Source organism: Streptomyces sp. NPDC102278, from assembly GCF_044766345.1.
Lineage (GTDB): Bacteria > Actinomycetota > Actinomycetes > Streptomycetales > Streptomycetaceae > Streptomyces.
This window is the reverse complement of record NZ_JBIWLV010000010.1, coordinates 183,647-197,255: the sequence shown is the minus strand read 5'-3', so window position 1 is coordinate 197,255 and position 13,609 is coordinate 183,647. Positions and strand designations below refer to the sequence as shown.

The following is a 13,609-nucleotide window of genomic DNA, read 5'->3' as shown; positions in this document are numbered from 1 at the left end:
TTGTTGGCCCCCGCGTGGGGGGGCTGTGGCGGGGGTAACCGGGGGTGGGGCCCCGTTACCCCCCGGGGGGGGGGGGGGGCCCCCCCCCCACCGGGGGGGGGCCCACCGCCGTCTCGTCGTTTGTCCAGCGCCTCGAAGATTGGTTTCCTCATGTCGGATGAAGTCGGATATCGAGGGCATGAGAACCCTTGCCGGGGCGGTTGCCGCGATGCAGCAAGGAACCCGCCTCCAGGGAAGCAGTAGCCGTCCCGGCGCGGTCCGGCCCGGCGCGTGCGTACACATGCAACGGCACACGTGTGGAGGGGCACCCAGGGCCCGGGGGTGCCCCCTCCACACGTGTGCCGTGAGGTCTTGAGGTCAGTCCTTCAGGACGTCCTTGATCTTTTCCTTGGCCTGGCGGGCGTCGCCCTTGGCCTGCTCGGCACGGCCTTCGGCGGTCAGGCGTTCATTGCCGACGAGGCGGCCGGCGGTTTCCTTGACCTTGCCCTTTGCCTGCTCGGTCTTGGCCTGGCTCTTCTCTTCACCGGACACGGTCATCACTTCCAAGTGGTAGAGAACGCTTACGCGGAAACGTCTGCCCACTCCCGTTGGGATAAACGTGCCGACCGGCTCGAACCGGGGGAGCGGGAGGAATGGGAACGACCCCTGCGGCTGCCCGTCTGCGGACATAAGAAACGCCTAAATAAGGGCGCATGTGCGGGGAGCGGCGGGGCAGAAGACGCTTCGGAGGTTGATAATCATGGTTCCCCTGCTTCTTGTTCTTCTGCTCGCTCTGATTCTCTTCGGTGCCGGTTTCGCGGTGAAGATCCTTTGGTGGGTCGCGATCGCCGTTCTGGTGCTGTGGCTGATCGGGTTCGTTGCCCGTCCCAAGGGGGGCAGCGGCCGCTGGTACCGCTGGTAGCGGCTCCGCCGTACTGACGGACCGACGCGAGGCCTACGGGGCCCACCCCTTCACCGGGGGTGGGCCCCGTAGGCGTGCCCGGACGGCACCTTCCCTCCGGCCGGAAACAGGGTTCAGGACAACCGGGCCGGAACAGGTTTCAGTACAACGGGGCCGGAACAGGCGTCAGGACAACCGCAGTTCGGCGCTGATCGTCTTGCCGCCGAGGTGGCTGCGGACGTCGACCCGTTCGGTGAGACGTTGGACGAGCGGCCACCCGTAGCCGCCCGGGTTGTCGGGGCTGCCCGTGCGCGACGAGGGAAAGCGGGGGTTGGCGTCGGCGACGGACAGGAGGAGGGTGTCGTCCGTGATCTCGGTGTGGAACCCGGTGAGGCCGCCGCCGTGGCGGATCGCGTTCGTGACGAGTTCCGAGGTGACGAGGAGGGTGTCCGCGGCGATGACGCTGTCCAGGCTGACCCCCGCACGACGCAGCAGATCGCAGACCCTGGCGCGGGCGGCGGCCGCGCCGGTCGGCACGTCGGGGGAGTCGGCCGTCGGTGGCGCCGGCGTGCCGGGGGCCGGTGTCACGACGGTCATGTGACCGCAGTCCTCTCGATACCCGGAGCCGCGGCTGTCATCGGCTTCTGTGGACGCGTTCATACCGTCATCGCCTGCCCAACGTCCTGCGTGTCATGTGGCAACACGTCGGTTCGGACAGGGGACGTCGGTGATGCCGGGGATGTTCGGGACGTCGGCGACGTACACGACGCGGGCTCAGCATGTCATCGCGGTCTCCAGGGAGTCCGTCATGCGGAACGCGGGTCCGGACCCGGTCACCTCGAACAGCCTGCGTATCGCCACCTGCAGAGGTCCGGCGAGAACGAGAACCACTCCCGCCGCCATGTGAGCCTTCCGTGCGTCGAACAGTGCGTGGAGGACGGAGGAATCCGCGAACTCCGCCTGAGACAGGTCGACCACCGTTCGGGAAGCTCCCCGCTCCGCCGCCTCGACGAGGGCCTGAGCCAGGCCCGGCGCGCTCTCCGCGTCGAGATCGCCGCGCAGGCGGACGACGGTCGTGCCTTCGTAAGTGGTCGTGGTGACCATCGCATCGTCTCCGTTCACCACGACATACTCCTACATGGCGAACGGGCGATACGGCCCGGGTCCTCGCGCGGTCCTCGCCCGGTCCTCGCCCGGTCCTCGCCCGGGTCCTGGCCCAAGCCCGCGCCCCGGTTTCGGACCGGCCCGTCACACGTCCGTCTCGCCCGCTCCCTGCACGATCTGCTCCTGCGTGATGACCTGGATCTCGTTGGTGAGCTCATTGCGGATCCGATACACCGCGTGCGGTCCAGGGTCGCGAACCTCTTCGACCCGGCCGTGGTGCCGGCCCTCACGGCCGTCGCGGTATCCCACCCGGTCGTTCTTCTCGAGCGCCATGGTTTCCTCCTGGAGCGACCGCCCCACGCGAACGCTCTGCGAACGCTCTGGCGGTGCGAGCGGCGGGTACGGGTTCCCCACGGCTGCGTCTTCCCTCCCGGCGTGCCCGCCATGCCGACCGTCCTCCCCCGAACCGCGCACGGTTCCCGCGATCCCGATCGCGATCCCGATCGCGGCAGCGACGCTGGGCGAGCCACCCGGGAGACTGACGTCGCAGGGCCTTGTGGGCGCACCCGCCCGCCCACCGCCGGGAGCGCCGGGCGCCGGTGGGTAGGTGCTGCGCATGGACACAGACCGCATGGACACACACGGCATGGACACAGACAGCTCCGACCTCACCGGCGCCCCCGCCCGATCCGCCCTGGGAACCGCGTCGACATGGTGGCTGACGGCCTTGGACCGCATCGAGCACTCGACGCAGGCGGACCCGGCCGTGCGAGCACTGCAGAAGGCGATCCGCTCGCTCCCCCTGGGCGGGGCGCGTGATCTGCTGCGCGGCCGGGCTCTGGGCCATCCCATCCATCCCGTCCTGGTGCAGGTGCCCATCGGCTGTTGGCTGTCGGCCGCCGTCCTGGACTTCGTACCGGGAGCTCAGTGCGGGGGAACCGTCCTCACGGCCGTGGGCTTGGCCGGTGTCGCCCCGGCAGCCGTGGCCGGCTGGGTCGACTGGGCCGACCTGCCACCCGAGCAGGCCCGGGTGGGACTCGTCCACGCCGCCGCCAACGCAGTGACGGTCACCTGCTACGCCATCGCCCTCACGAACCGGCTGAGCGGCCGGCGGACGAAGGGCCGACTGTGGTCGGCGGCAGGGCTGACGGCTGTCGCCGTCACCGGGGCGCTCGGCGGCCACGTGGCGTACCGGCAAGCCGTCGGGGCGTACCCGGCCGGATAGACGGTCTCGATCACGGACCGGACAGGAAGTGGACGGGGCCGCTCACCTGGACCAATCCGGTACCCGAGAAGAGGACGGCTGGTTGCCGTCCGCCCGGCGCGGGCAATCGGTTCCAGTGACTCGGAAACCTCCGCCTGACACCACCCCGGACGGTCATCATGTCGTCATCGGAGGACGCCGCTGGCGCGCCACCGACCCGGCCATCCCGGATGACGTCAGCGCCCGCCTGCGCGTCCATCTGATGGCTGCCCGGCGTGCCGTCGGCGTCGCGCTCCGCGCCGACGACACCCGGGCCGAGCGCGCCGCCCGGAACAGGGTGCAACGGGCGAAGGTGGCCCTGGGGGAGCGTGGTACCCCGTGGTGGGAGCAGAGCCCCGAGGAGCGGCGCACGCGCTGGCAGGACGGCCTGGCCGCGCTGGACGACAAGGGCGGCAAGGACGAGAAGGACGAGAAGGACGAGGACGAGAAGGACGAGGACGAGAAGGACGGCACGGCCTAGCAGTCGTACGGCCGGCCCCGACCGTCAGGCCGTCAGGGCGACGTCGACGACGACATCGACGCGGGCGCGGGCGTCAGCGTCGTCACGGGAGGTGAGGGGACGGCTGACGGGGTGTCGTCGCCGTCCACGCACGTCATTGACATGACGATCATCGTCTCGATGCCTTGGACCGCCTGCCCTCCTGGGAGGCTTGCCATGACCGTCCAGTTGTTCTTCGTCAGCGTGAGCGTCCGGCTGCCCATGTCCGGTCCGGGTTGCCAGCCGTACTCGGAACGGGCCCGCGCGAAGGCCGCCTTGAGGGCGGTGTCCACCGTTTCCGGCGCGTGGCGTCCCGAGAGCCGTTCGTGGCATTCACCCAGAACGTTCGTGGGTTGCCTCTCCGTCTTGATGCCCTCCGCCGCCAGTGCCGAGGTCATCTCCGAGACGGCCGTGTCCGCAGGCAGCGGCGGGCCCGAAAAGCGCGGGGGCAGCGGGCCAAGGTCCCGCAGCGGATAGGCGCAGGCCGTCGCTGTCGCCGTCATCAGTGCCGCCATGACCAGGGACGCCACGGTGGTGCGTCTCTGTCGTTGTCGCACGATGATCTCCACGCTGTCTGCTCTCCGTCCGCTGTGCTGTGTTCGCCGCTCGCTGTTCGCCGATGTCCAGCGACATCTGCACGGCCGGTCAGTCTCCCATCCCGCTGATCTTGACGGACCACCGGCTCCGCGCCCGGGCCGATGACGTCGCGCGAGCCCTCGCCCACGGCAACGTCGGCCGAACAGCGGCTGGCCTGCTCGCGTGACGCCGAACGAAGACCGCTTGTTCCCCACCGCACTCGCCGCTGCCCTGGCGATCCGACTCGATCGCATCGGTGAGGACGGTGTCGACTTCGAACCCTTCGCGGCCTTCCTGTCTGCCGATGAGACCACCGACTGGTTCCGTGCGTGGACGGGCAACAGTGAACTGGACGGCGACGACTTCCGCGTGTTCGGCCAGGACGGCACCGGCGGATACGCCGCGTTCTGGCTGGTCCGCGCCGGTCGTCCACTGGCCGAGCAGCCGGTCGTCTTCCTCGGCTCCGAAGGGGAGACGGGCGTCGTCGCTCGCGATCTGGCGGCCTTCCTGTGGCTGTTGGCTGACGGCTTCGGCCCCTTCGAGGCGGCCACCTCGTACGAGCCCGACCGGGTTCCGCACCCCGATCGCGAGCTCACCGCGCTCGCGGAGCGATGCGCGCCGGACCATCGAGCGCCGGCAACTGCCGTGATCGAACAGGCCACACAAGAGTTTCCCGGCTTCGAGGACTCCATCATGGAGCTCTGCCGCTGAACCCCTTCGCCCCCGGTCCCCGGGAAAGCCACTCGACCGCCCGACGCGACGACAGCGGGCACCCCAGCCTGTGGCGGCGGAGCCGACTGTGTGCCAAACAGGGCCTGTTCGAGGTGACCGAGGGGACGTGTACACGGGCGGTGCGATGATGCGCCGCGCGGTGTACATGTACGGCGCCCACAGTGCGCGGCCCCGTCGCGCACACCGCGCTGGAGACGACCAACCCCGAGATGTCGATGGCACTCACCGTCGACACGCTCGTCGACTCGCTCGCCATCCGCGTCGACGGCCCGCGCGCATGGGACGAGAAGCTCACGATGGACTGGACCGTCACCGACGAGGGCCGCACCCGGCACCTGTTGCTGTTGCTGTCCAACGGAGCCCTCACCTACCGTACCCGCAGCACCGACGCCGCCTCGGAGACGACGAACAGACCCCGGCCGCCGACCTCACCTTGACCCTGACCAAGCCGCAACTGCTCGCAGTCCTGGACGGCAAGGACCTGGACGGCGTGCACGTCCAAGGCGACCGGCAGATCCGTGATCAGCCTGCCGTGTACGAACCGAACGTGTCCCGTCCGGCGGCTGGGCACGGCACTTGAGGTCGTACGGCATCCAGGCGCCGGAACGGGGCACCGGGTTCCCCGTCTCGCCGAGGCGGGCCCCGGCCATAGCGTTCACCTTCAGGTCGTTGCAACGTGCGTAGGGGGGCTGTTGCGTTTGACCTCATCGCGTTGCAACGATCCGTGCCATCTGACCAGCCTATATACCTGATTCGCGCAAAAGGACGTTGCCCATTCATCGAACGCAACGTAGCGTTTCCCTTGTCAGAAACAAGAAACCCGAAGGAGCACACCATGCTGAAGTTCAACACCGCCGCCCCGGTCTCCACCGTCCTCGACATCCCCGCCGGCCGCATCCGGTTCATCGCCGCCGATCGCGCCGACACCGCCGTCGAGATCCTGCCCGAGGATGCCTCGAAGGGCCGCGACGTGAAGGCGGCCGAACAGATCACGGTCGAATACCGCGACGGCGTTCTGCGCATCGCGGCCGCACCGGCGAAGAACCGGATCCTCGGCAACCCCGGATCCGTCGAGGTGACCGTCCAACTCCCCGCCGGGTCCCACGTCGAGGCGAAGACGGCCGCCGTCGAGTTCCGGGGCGTCGGACGCCTCGGCGACGTCACCTTCGAGGGTGCGCAGGGCCCCATCAAGCTTGACGAGGCCGCGAGCGCCCGCCTCACCCTCCAGGCCGGTGACATCTCCGTCGGCCGCCTGACCGGTGCGGGCCACCTCAGCACGCAGAAGGGTGACCTTCACATCACCGAGGCCACACGCGGCACCGTCGCGCTGCGCACCGAGGCCGGCGACATCTCGGTCGGCGCCGCCCACGGCGTCTCCGCCTCCCTGGACGCCGGCACCGGCCACGGCCGCATCCACAACACCCTCCAGAACGCCGAAGGCGCCACCGCCGGCCTGACCATCCACGCGACCACGACCTACGGCGACATCACCGCCCGCAGCCTCTGACCGGCAGCCTCTCACCGCAACCTCTGGTCCGCAGCCGTTGATCGAGCACCACACACCACAGCACACCACACCCACGACACAAACCACACCACACACACGACACACCACACACACCACACCACTCACGACCGAGACCGGAACCGATAGGGGACATTGAGAATGAGCACCACTCAGGACTATGAGGCCGCAGAGCAGCTCTTCCGCCGCCCTGCTCGTCCTGGCGAACTCGTCGTCGGCGACAAGGTCAGACCGCAGTGGATCGACGGCGGCGCACGTTTCTGGTACGCGGTGAGTACGGGCGCCGGCCGTAGGTTCGTGCTGGTCGACCCGGTGGCCGGCATCCGGGAGCCGGCGTTCGACCACGAGCGGCTCGCCGACGCACTGGCCGCGGCCTCCGGGCAGCAGGTCGACCCCGAGGCCCTGCCGTTCATGGGGATCGAACTGGCCGATGGGGCAGTGGAGTTCGCCGCCTTCGGTGAGTACTGGCGCTGTGGCTCGGACGGTGACGACCACGTCTGCGAGCGCGCCGAGTTCACTCCGCCGGGCAGTGGCCCGTTGGAGGTGCTGTCGCCGGACGGTAAGGTCGCGGTGTCGCGGCGGGGGCATGACCTGTGGGCGCGTTCGCTCGCCGACGGTCGTGAGTGGGCGTTGACCACTGATGGCGCCCCCGACCATCAGTACGGTCCCGGTCCGCAGTCGACGGCCAATGCCACGCTTCTGCGCAAGATAGGCCTGCCGTACCTGCCGCCGGCGGTGGCATGGTCCCCCGACTCCACGAAGGTGTTGGCGCACCGGACCGATGAGCGGGAAGTGCGGCTGACCCACCTCGTGGAGGCGAGGCCCGCCGACGGCGGCGCCCCCGCTTTGCACTCCCAGCGTTACGCCTACGCGGGTGACGTGCACCTGCCGCGGGCGGAGTTGGTGGTCCTGGACGTGGCCGCGGGCACGGTGGTCCGCGCACAGGCCGAGCCGCTGCTCATGCCGGTGATGTCGCCGATCACGGCGAAGTGGGCGTGGTGGGCCCCGGACGGCTCGGCGGTGTACTACCTCGACCGCCCCCGCGACCCGCGCACGCTCACCCTGTACCGGATGGACCCGACCACCGGCGAGGTCACCACGGTACTCGGCGAGACCGCCCCCACCCGGGTGGAACCCAACCAGTGGATGTACGAACCGCCGATCGTCCAGGTGTTGGCCGAGGAGGTGCTGTGGTACTCGCAGCGGGACGGCTGGGGACACCTGTACCGGTACGACCTGCGCACCGGCGCCCTGCTCGGACAGGTCACCAGCGGGCGGTGGGCGGTGCGGCAGATCCTGCGCGTCGACGAGACCGAGGGGGTGGTGTACTTCACCGCCTCCGGGCTGGTCGAGGGGGATCCCTACCGGCGCACGGTGTGCCGGGTCGCCCTGGACGGCTCCGGCTTCACCCCGATCACCGACGACGGGCTGGACCACGTCGTCACCATGCCCGACCACCAGAGGTACTTCATCGACTCCGCGTCCAGCGTCGACACCCCGCCCGTGACCCGGGTCCGTGACTGGAGCGGGCAGGTACTGGTCGAACTGGAACGCGCCGACATCGGCAAGCTCACCGCCACCGGCTGGACGCCTCCGGAACGGTTCCGTGTCAAGGCGGCCGACGGGGTGACGGACGTCTACGGCGTGCTGTACCGGCCCCGCGGCTTCGACCCGGCTCGCCGCTATCCGGTGGTGGACAACCTCTACCCCGGCCCGCAGGTCACCCGGGTCGCCCCCAGCTTCGACCCCGGCGGGACGGGCCTCGACGCCGAACCGCTGGCGGCGCTGGGCTTCGTGGTGGTGGCACTGGACGGACGAGGCACTCCCGGCCGGAGCAAGTCCTTCCACGACGCCTCCCACGGCCACCTCGCCGACGCGGGAGCCCTGACCGACCACGTCACCGCGTTGCGTCAACTGGCCCTGACCCGACCGTGGATGGACCTCGACCGGGTGGGCGTGATGGGCCACTCCGGAGGCGGATACGCCGCGGCACGAGCCATGCTGGACTTCCCCGACATGTTCAAGGCCGCGGTCGCCCTCTCCGGATCCCACGACGCCCCCCACTTCAACCCCGGCTTCGTGGAAACCTACGACGGCCCGGACAACCCCGAAGCCTGGACCCGCACCTCCAACCTGCACATCGCCGACCGACTCACCGGCAAACTCCTTCTCATCCACGGCGAACTGGACGACCAGGTCCACCCCACCCACACCCTGCGCCTGGCCGACCGCCTCATCGCCGCCGACAAGGACTTCGAACTGCTCATCGTGCCGGGGGCCGAGCACACCTTCATCGACTGCCTGACCTACGTCCGCAAGCGCTCCTGGGACTTCCTCGTCCGTGAACTGATGGGCACACAGCCCCCCGCCTACCGCCCGGCCCCCATCGCCCTCGGCCCCGAACTACTCGGCGAACTCTTCGCCTGAGCGGGCAGGCGGTCAAGAGGCCAAGCGGCCAAGCGGCCAAGCGGGCAGTGGGCAAGCGGTCAAGCGGTCAAGGGGGCCAGCGGCCAAGCGGGCAGTGGGCAAGCGGGCAAGGGTGCGAGCGGCCGAACAGGCGAGCGCGGTTCATGCCATGCGGTCACACGGCACGGCCCTGTCAGTGGGGGAACAGCGGGGTCACGGCAGCCTCCGAGCTGCCGTTCCAGTACGTCACGCGGACCTTGTCATCCACGTACACGCCGCCCTTCGGCATCTCCAGGAGTACACCCTCGCCCGTGTTGTCGTCGGGACGCTGACCGTGCGGTGCGAGCGCCATGTCCTTCACGAGGGTGCTGACCTCCTTGTTGCCCGTGCGCAGGAGCAGCCCCGCGTACGCCGCCTTGCAGGGAGCGAGGGTCACCTCCGTCTGCGGCTCGGAGTTCGCGAAGACCCCCACGAGCCTGCCGTGGCCGTCCTCCAGCCGCAGCACCGGATGGCTGCGCAGCTTGCACGGCCTGGTGCCGGTGTTGGTGACGGTCAGCAGCAACTTCGAGTCGTCCTTCGCGGGCGGCACGGCCCACTCCACCGTGACGTCCGTGTACGCGTCCGGGCAGTTTCCGTCGATGCTCGTGGGGTCGCCCTCGGCCTCGCCCGGACGGCCCGGCGCGGGAGAGGACGCGGCGGGCTTCGCGGAGGACGGTACGGCGGGCTTCGCCGAGGACGGCGCGGAGGCAGAGCCGGAAGGCTGCGCGAGGGAGGAAGAGGAGGTGGGCGACTTCGGCGGCGGGGTGGCGCCGGCCTTGTCGTCGTCCGGTCCGCAGGCCGTGGCGGCCAGGAGCGAGGCGGCGGCTAGGCCGAGAGCCCCGAGCGTCCGGGCATGGGCGGTCTTGCGGAGAGTGCGCATCACGAGCCCCCGTGGCTGATGGCGTACCGGGATTGGTGCGGAGAGGATGCCCTCCCCGGGCCCGGATTCACGCCCCCGCACCGACCGTTACAGCTCGCGCATCTGGCGGTGATGGTTCCGTTGTGAGCGAGCGAGCGAGCGGGCGATCGCCGTTGGAGGCTCGGCTCCCGCCCCGCGGAATGGCGGATGGAACGGTTCACGGTGTTCGTTCGATGATGGCCCGAGAGAGGCGCGGCGCCCGCGCCACCCTCTGAATCGACCACCGCTGTCGCGATCACAGGAGGAACGCGTGCCTCAGCTGCTGAGAGTCCAGAACTTCAACGTCTCGATCGACGGGATCGGTGCCGGCGAGGACCAGACCCTTGAAAGGCCCTTCGGCCACGTCCAGCCCGAGAAGCTGTTCGCCTGGGCCGGCGCCACGGCGAGCTGGCCCATGCGCACCGACCCCGGCGGGAGCCGGGGCCTGGACGACTACCTCACCCGGGACTACGCCCGAAACATCGGCGCCGAGATCATGGGCCGCAACAAGTTCGGGCCCCAGCGGGGGCCCTGGCAGGACCACGACTGGCAGGGCTGGTGGGGCGACGAGCCCCCCTTCCGTACCCCGGTGTTCGTCATGACCCACCACGAGCGTCCCTCGTTCACACTCTCCGACACCACCTTCCACTTCGTCGGCGGCGACCCGGCCACGGTCCTCCAACGGGCACGGGAAGCGGCGCAGGGCAAGGACGTCCGGCTGGGCGGCGGCGCGACCACCATCCGGCAGTTCCTCGACGCCGACCTCGTCGACACCCTGCACGTGGCGGTCTCACCGGTGAAGCTCGGGTCCGGGGTACGACTGTGGGAGTCTCCCGACGAACTGCTCGACCGGTTCCACCTGGACGTCGTTCCCAGCCCGAGCGGGGTGACGCACCACCTGTTCTGGCGGAAGTGACCGATCCCGGTCCGGCAGGGGCCCTACCCCGGTCTGATGGTTCCTGGCAGCATCACAGGACCGAACAAGGGGGGCCCATGCGCATCCGCGTCCGCTTACTCACCGGCGCCACCGCCACCGCCGTTGTCACCGCGCTGCTGCTCACCGGGTGCAGCTCCACCCCCGCCGAGGAACTGGAGGACTGGTGGTCCTCCGGGGGCGACAGCAGTGTCAAGGCGCTCTCCGACACCTCGGGCCGGGTCAACGAGGTGAGCATGCGCCCGATGGACGACTGGACCCCCGCCTGCCAGGAGCTGCTGTCCCAGGTGGCGAAGGCCAAGAAGCTCGACACCATCCCGAGCGAGAACGCCCGCGGGTTCTGGACGGAATCCCTGACCCTCTTCGAACACGGAGGCAACGAGTGCGTCGCCGGGGCCGGCGAGAAGGACCGGCCCAGGGCTTCAGCCGGCATCCGCGAGGTACAGAAGGGCGTCGGCCGCCTGGCATCCGCCGTCTCCCTGATCCGGGGCGAGCTGGAGTCCAAGTGACCCGATGGGGAACCGACAGACCTGGCGCCGGTCAGGCACCGTACGCGGCAGCGTACGCGGCACCGGACGGCGTGATCACGAACCGTCGGGGATCCTGCCCAGAAGGGTCCAGCCGGTAGGGGAGGGGTCGCCGCCGTTGAAGGCGTAGACGCTGGTCGGGCCGGCGGGCTCCTGGACGAGGTAGTCGGCGTGGGTGTCGGCGGTGAGATCTGCCAGTTGGACGCGCTCGTGGGCGGTGGTCACGCCGGAAGCGGTCTGCCCGCCCCCTTGCCGGCCACCATGGCGGTCGCCCCCTCGGTTGAGGTAGGTCGTCAGGCTGCCGTTCGGGTTGACGGTCCAGTAGTCGGCCCGTCCGTCGCCGTCGAGGTCGGCCGGCCGTACGCGCGTGCGGTCGGTGGTGGTGCCGGTGGCGATCTGACCCAGGTCGACCCAGCCGGCCGCTCCCGGGGTGTCGCCCCCGCGGTTGAGGTGGACGTTGACGGCGCCGTTGTCGGCGATCCTCCAGGTGGTGTCACGCCCCACCCCAGACGGCGCCGTCCAAGAGTCGCCCCGACGCCCCGCCCGAGCCCGCCACCGCCCCCCGGCCGGCCGGCCGGAATCCGGCGGCGTTCATAATCTCTGCATGCCCCACGAACGTCTCCCCGACATATCGGTGATCATCGCTGCCTACAACGCGATGCCCTACCTGACCGAGTGCCTGGACTCGGTCGCGGGCCAGACCCTGGGCATGGCCCGGCTGGAGATCATCGCGGTCGACGACGGGTCCACGGACGGCACCGGCGCGGAGCTCGACCGCTTCGCCGCCCTCCACCCCCAGGTACGGGTGGTGCACCAGGCGAACTCCGGAGGCCCGGGCGGCCCGCGCAACAGGGCCCTCGACCTGGCCCGGGGCCGGTTCGTGTTCCCCCTGGACGCCGACGACTACCTCGGCCCGGAGGCGTTGGAACGGCTCCTGACGATGGCCGAAGCGCAGGGCAGCGACATCGTGCTCGGCCGCCACGTGGGCCTCGGCCGCACCGTCTCCGAGAAGGCGTACCGGCACGCCGAGGTCGCGGACCTGTACACCTCGGAGGTCTACCGGTCGCTGCACGTCGCCAAGCTCATCCGGCGCCAGACCATCGAGGCCGACCGCATCCGCTTCCCGGTCGACCTCTGGTACGGCGAGGACCAGGTCTTCGTCACCGCCGCCTATCTGGCCGCCGGCACGATCTCCGTGGTCGGCGACTACGACTGCTACTACCTGCGCCTGCGCGAAGACGGGCAGAACATCACCTCGCGCAGCCGCACGGCCGACGAGACGGTGCGCCACATCGAGCGCGTCATGGCCCTGGTGGCCGAGCGGGTACAGGACCCCGTGGGACGCCGACGCATGCTGGGCCGCCACTTCCGCAGCCTGATCCGTACGGCGCTCCTCCCGGCCGTGAACGCCCGACACCGCAACCCGGGGTTCACCGCCGAGGTGTACGCCCGGGGGCGGGCGCTCGTCCAGGCGTACTGGACCCCGGACATGGGCGACGAGCTGTCCCGCATCGACTGGATCCGCCTGTACGCCTTCGTCAGTTGCGCCCCGGGCGCCTTCGAACGGCTCATGGAGTACGACCCCGTCGCGGAGCCGCCCGAAGACCTCGCTGAGAACGGCCGGGTGTACCGGCGCTACCCGCTGTTCCGCGATCCGACCGCCGGCCTCCCGGACGTCCTGTTCGACGTCACGGGCAAGCTGCGCGCCCAGCACTACCTCGCGTCGATGGCCTGGAAGGGCGGCAAGGTCAGCCTGACCGGTCACGCGTACGTGGAGTCGCTCGGCACCGCCCGGCTGGGGGGCGAACTGGTCCTGCGCGAACGCGACAGCGGTCGAGAGCACACCGCCGAAGTCGTCGCGGTCCCCTCACCGGACCTGGGGGAGGGCCTGGACACGGCCGGCTTCCGGGTGGAGGCGAACCTCGCCGTGGTGGACGGCGGCGCCCCCATCGGGCCGGGCGTGTGGGACGCCTTCCTGGACGTACGGGCCGACGGCGTGACCCGCCGGGTACGGCTGGGCCGCAAGCACGCGCCGGAACTGGACCGCACCGCGCGCCGCCCCCGCGTCGTGGCCCGCGACGCGGCGAGCGGCACGGAGCTGGCCGCCTGCCCGTTCTTCACCATTCACGACAACCTCAGCATCGAGGTGGTCCGCCGCTTCTCCCTGACGGCGGGCTGAGCGGTACCGCCCGCCGGCCGAGCGACACCGCCCGCTCCCGCCAGTGCTGTGAACCTTTCAGGTCACA

Annotated in this window: 18 protein-coding genes; 11 read left to right on the top strand and 7 right to left on the bottom strand. The window is 70.2% G+C overall.

All coding sequences use genetic code 11. From position 1 onward, the window contains the following. Positions 1-357 precede the first annotated feature (357 nt). Positions 358-531 (bottom strand): CsbD family protein, encoded by a 174-nt coding sequence (locus tag ACIRO3_RS24150; RefSeq protein WP_361772482.1) that lies wholly within the window; start codon positions 529-531, stop codon positions 358-360. A 208-nt stretch (positions 532-739) separates the two neighbouring features. Here ACIRO3_RS24150 and ACIRO3_RS24145 point away from each other — a divergent pair, with 208 nt between their 5' ends. Further along, on the top strand, positions 740-901 hold the full coding sequence (locus ACIRO3_RS24145; RefSeq protein ID WP_037792689.1) for a hypothetical protein: 162 nt from the start codon (positions 740-742) through the stop codon (positions 899-901). 165 nt (positions 902-1,066) lie between these two features. On the opposite strand, the gene ACIRO3_RS24140 is transcribed toward ACIRO3_RS24145, so the two are convergent. From ACIRO3_RS24140 to ACIRO3_RS24130, 3 genes are all read right to left on the bottom strand, one after another. Continuing rightward, positions 1,067-1,477 carry an ATP-binding protein gene (locus ACIRO3_RS24140; RefSeq protein WP_404140068.1) on the bottom strand — a complete coding sequence of 137 codons (411 nt, stop codon included), beginning with the start codon at positions 1,475-1,477 and terminating at the stop codon, positions 1,067-1,069. Between the two features lie 177 nt (positions 1,478-1,654). Next, on the bottom strand, positions 1,655-2,002 hold the full coding sequence (locus ACIRO3_RS24135) for an STAS domain-containing protein (protein ID WP_365999019.1): 348 nt from the start codon (positions 2,000-2,002) through the stop codon (positions 1,655-1,657). 126 nt (positions 2,003-2,128) lie between these two features. Beyond that, entirely contained in the window at positions 2,129-2,317 is a 189-nt protein-coding gene (locus tag ACIRO3_RS24130) for a hypothetical protein (protein ID WP_267804217.1), read from the bottom strand. A 283-nt stretch (positions 2,318-2,600) separates the two neighbouring features. Between ACIRO3_RS24130 and ACIRO3_RS24125 the strand changes: the two genes are divergently transcribed. Beyond that, positions 2,601-3,209, top strand: coding sequence for a DUF2231 domain-containing protein (locus ACIRO3_RS24125; RefSeq protein ID WP_361772411.1), 609 nt, complete (start codon positions 2,601-2,603; stop codon positions 3,207-3,209). Between the two features lie 82 nt (positions 3,210-3,291). Then, positions 3,292-3,708 (top strand): hypothetical protein, encoded by a 417-nt coding sequence (locus ACIRO3_RS24120; protein ID WP_404140297.1) that lies wholly within the window; start codon positions 3,292-3,294, stop codon positions 3,706-3,708. A gap of 32 nt (positions 3,709-3,740) precedes the next feature. Here ACIRO3_RS24120 and ACIRO3_RS24115 read toward each other — a convergent pair whose 3' ends face one another. After that, entirely contained in the window at positions 3,741-4,295 is a 555-nt protein-coding gene (locus ACIRO3_RS24115) for a hypothetical protein (protein WP_404140064.1), read from the bottom strand. A 190-nt stretch (positions 4,296-4,485) separates the two neighbouring features. On the opposite strand from ACIRO3_RS24115, the gene ACIRO3_RS24110 reads away from it, so the two are divergent. From ACIRO3_RS24110 to ACIRO3_RS24090, 5 genes are all read left to right on the top strand, one after another. Next, positions 4,486-5,013 carry an SMI1/KNR4 family protein gene (locus ACIRO3_RS24110; protein WP_404140061.1) on the top strand — a complete coding sequence of 176 codons (528 nt, stop codon included), beginning with the start codon at positions 4,486-4,488 and terminating at the stop codon, positions 5,011-5,013. A 182-nt stretch (positions 5,014-5,195) separates the two neighbouring features. Next, positions 5,196-5,471 (top strand): alkyl sulfatase C-terminal domain-containing protein, encoded by a 276-nt coding sequence (locus tag ACIRO3_RS24105; RefSeq protein ID WP_404140058.1) that lies wholly within the window; start codon positions 5,196-5,198, stop codon positions 5,469-5,471. Beyond that, on the top strand, positions 5,468-5,614 hold the full coding sequence (locus ACIRO3_RS24100) for a hypothetical protein (protein ID WP_404140055.1): 147 nt from the start codon (positions 5,468-5,470) through the stop codon (positions 5,612-5,614). Before ACIRO3_RS24105 ends, ACIRO3_RS24100 begins: the two co-directional genes overlap by 4 nt. A 255-nt stretch (positions 5,615-5,869) precedes the next feature. Beyond that, positions 5,870-6,541: a DUF4097 family beta strand repeat-containing protein gene (locus tag ACIRO3_RS24095; protein WP_404140053.1), complete on the top strand. Its 672-nt coding sequence runs from the start codon at positions 5,870-5,872 to the stop codon at positions 6,539-6,541. 159 nt (positions 6,542-6,700) lie between these two features. Next, the gene (locus ACIRO3_RS24090) at positions 6,701-8,986 is read left to right on the top strand and encodes a DPP IV N-terminal domain-containing protein (protein ID WP_404140050.1); all 2,286 of its coding nucleotides are present in this window, start codon (positions 6,701-6,703) and stop codon (positions 8,984-8,986) included. A 172-nt stretch (positions 8,987-9,158) separates the two neighbouring features. On the opposite strand, the gene ACIRO3_RS24085 is transcribed toward ACIRO3_RS24090, so the two are convergent. Then, positions 9,159-9,884, bottom strand: coding sequence for a DUF4232 domain-containing protein (locus tag ACIRO3_RS24085; protein WP_404140047.1), 726 nt, complete (start codon positions 9,882-9,884; stop codon positions 9,159-9,161). 289 nt (positions 9,885-10,173) lie between these two features. Here ACIRO3_RS24085 and ACIRO3_RS24080 point away from each other — a divergent pair, with 289 nt between their 5' ends. Beyond that, on the top strand, positions 10,174-10,818 hold the full coding sequence (locus tag ACIRO3_RS24080; protein WP_361772397.1) for a dihydrofolate reductase family protein: 645 nt from the start codon (positions 10,174-10,176) through the stop codon (positions 10,816-10,818). Between the two features lie 77 nt (positions 10,819-10,895). Beyond that, positions 10,896-11,345 (top strand): hypothetical protein, encoded by a 450-nt coding sequence (locus ACIRO3_RS24075; protein ID WP_404140044.1) that lies wholly within the window; start codon positions 10,896-10,898, stop codon positions 11,343-11,345. 75 nt (positions 11,346-11,420) lie between these two features. Here ACIRO3_RS24075 and ACIRO3_RS24070 read toward each other — a convergent pair whose 3' ends face one another. Beyond that, positions 11,421-11,867, bottom strand: a complete 447-nt coding sequence (locus ACIRO3_RS24070; RefSeq protein WP_404140041.1) for an FG-GAP repeat domain-containing protein — start codon at positions 11,865-11,867, stop codon at positions 11,421-11,423. Positions 11,868-11,967: 100 nt separating this feature from the next. Here ACIRO3_RS24070 and ACIRO3_RS24065 point away from each other — a divergent pair, with 100 nt between their 5' ends. Next, positions 11,968-13,542: a glycosyltransferase family 2 protein gene (locus ACIRO3_RS24065; protein ID WP_404140038.1), complete on the top strand. Its 1,575-nt coding sequence runs from the start codon at positions 11,968-11,970 to the stop codon at positions 13,540-13,542. Positions 13,543-13,609: the final 67 nt, after the last annotated feature.

Excerpts from the sequence above, each read along its gene's own strand:
- ACIRO3_RS24145 (WP_037792689.1), top strand. The coding sequence starts at position 740 with ATGGTTCCCCTGCTTCTTGTTCTTCTGCTCGCTCTGATTCTCTTCGGT.
- ACIRO3_RS24140 (WP_404140068.1), bottom strand. The coding sequence starts at position 1,477 with ATGACCGTCGTGACACCGGCCCCCGGCACGCCGGCGCCACCGACGGCC.
- ACIRO3_RS24130 (WP_267804217.1), bottom strand. The coding sequence starts at position 2,317 with ATGGCGCTCGAGAAGAACGACCGGGTGGGATACCGCGACGGCCGTGAG.
- ACIRO3_RS24125 (WP_361772411.1), top strand. The coding sequence starts at position 2,601 with ATGGACACAGACCGCATGGACACACACGGCATGGACACAGACAGCTCC.
- ACIRO3_RS24095 (WP_404140053.1), top strand. The coding sequence starts at position 5,870 with ATGCTGAAGTTCAACACCGCCGCCCCGGTCTCCACCGTCCTCGACATC.
- ACIRO3_RS24090 (WP_404140050.1), top strand. The coding sequence starts at position 6,701 with ATGAGCACCACTCAGGACTATGAGGCCGCAGAGCAGCTCTTCCGCCGC.
- ACIRO3_RS24085 (WP_404140047.1), bottom strand. The coding sequence starts at position 9,884 with ATGCGCACTCTCCGCAAGACCGCCCATGCCCGGACGCTCGGGGCTCTC.
- ACIRO3_RS24075 (WP_404140044.1), top strand. The coding sequence starts at position 10,896 with ATGCGCATCCGCGTCCGCTTACTCACCGGCGCCACCGCCACCGCCGTT.
- ACIRO3_RS24065 (WP_404140038.1), top strand. The coding sequence starts at position 11,968 with ATGCCCCACGAACGTCTCCCCGACATATCGGTGATCATCGCTGCCTAC.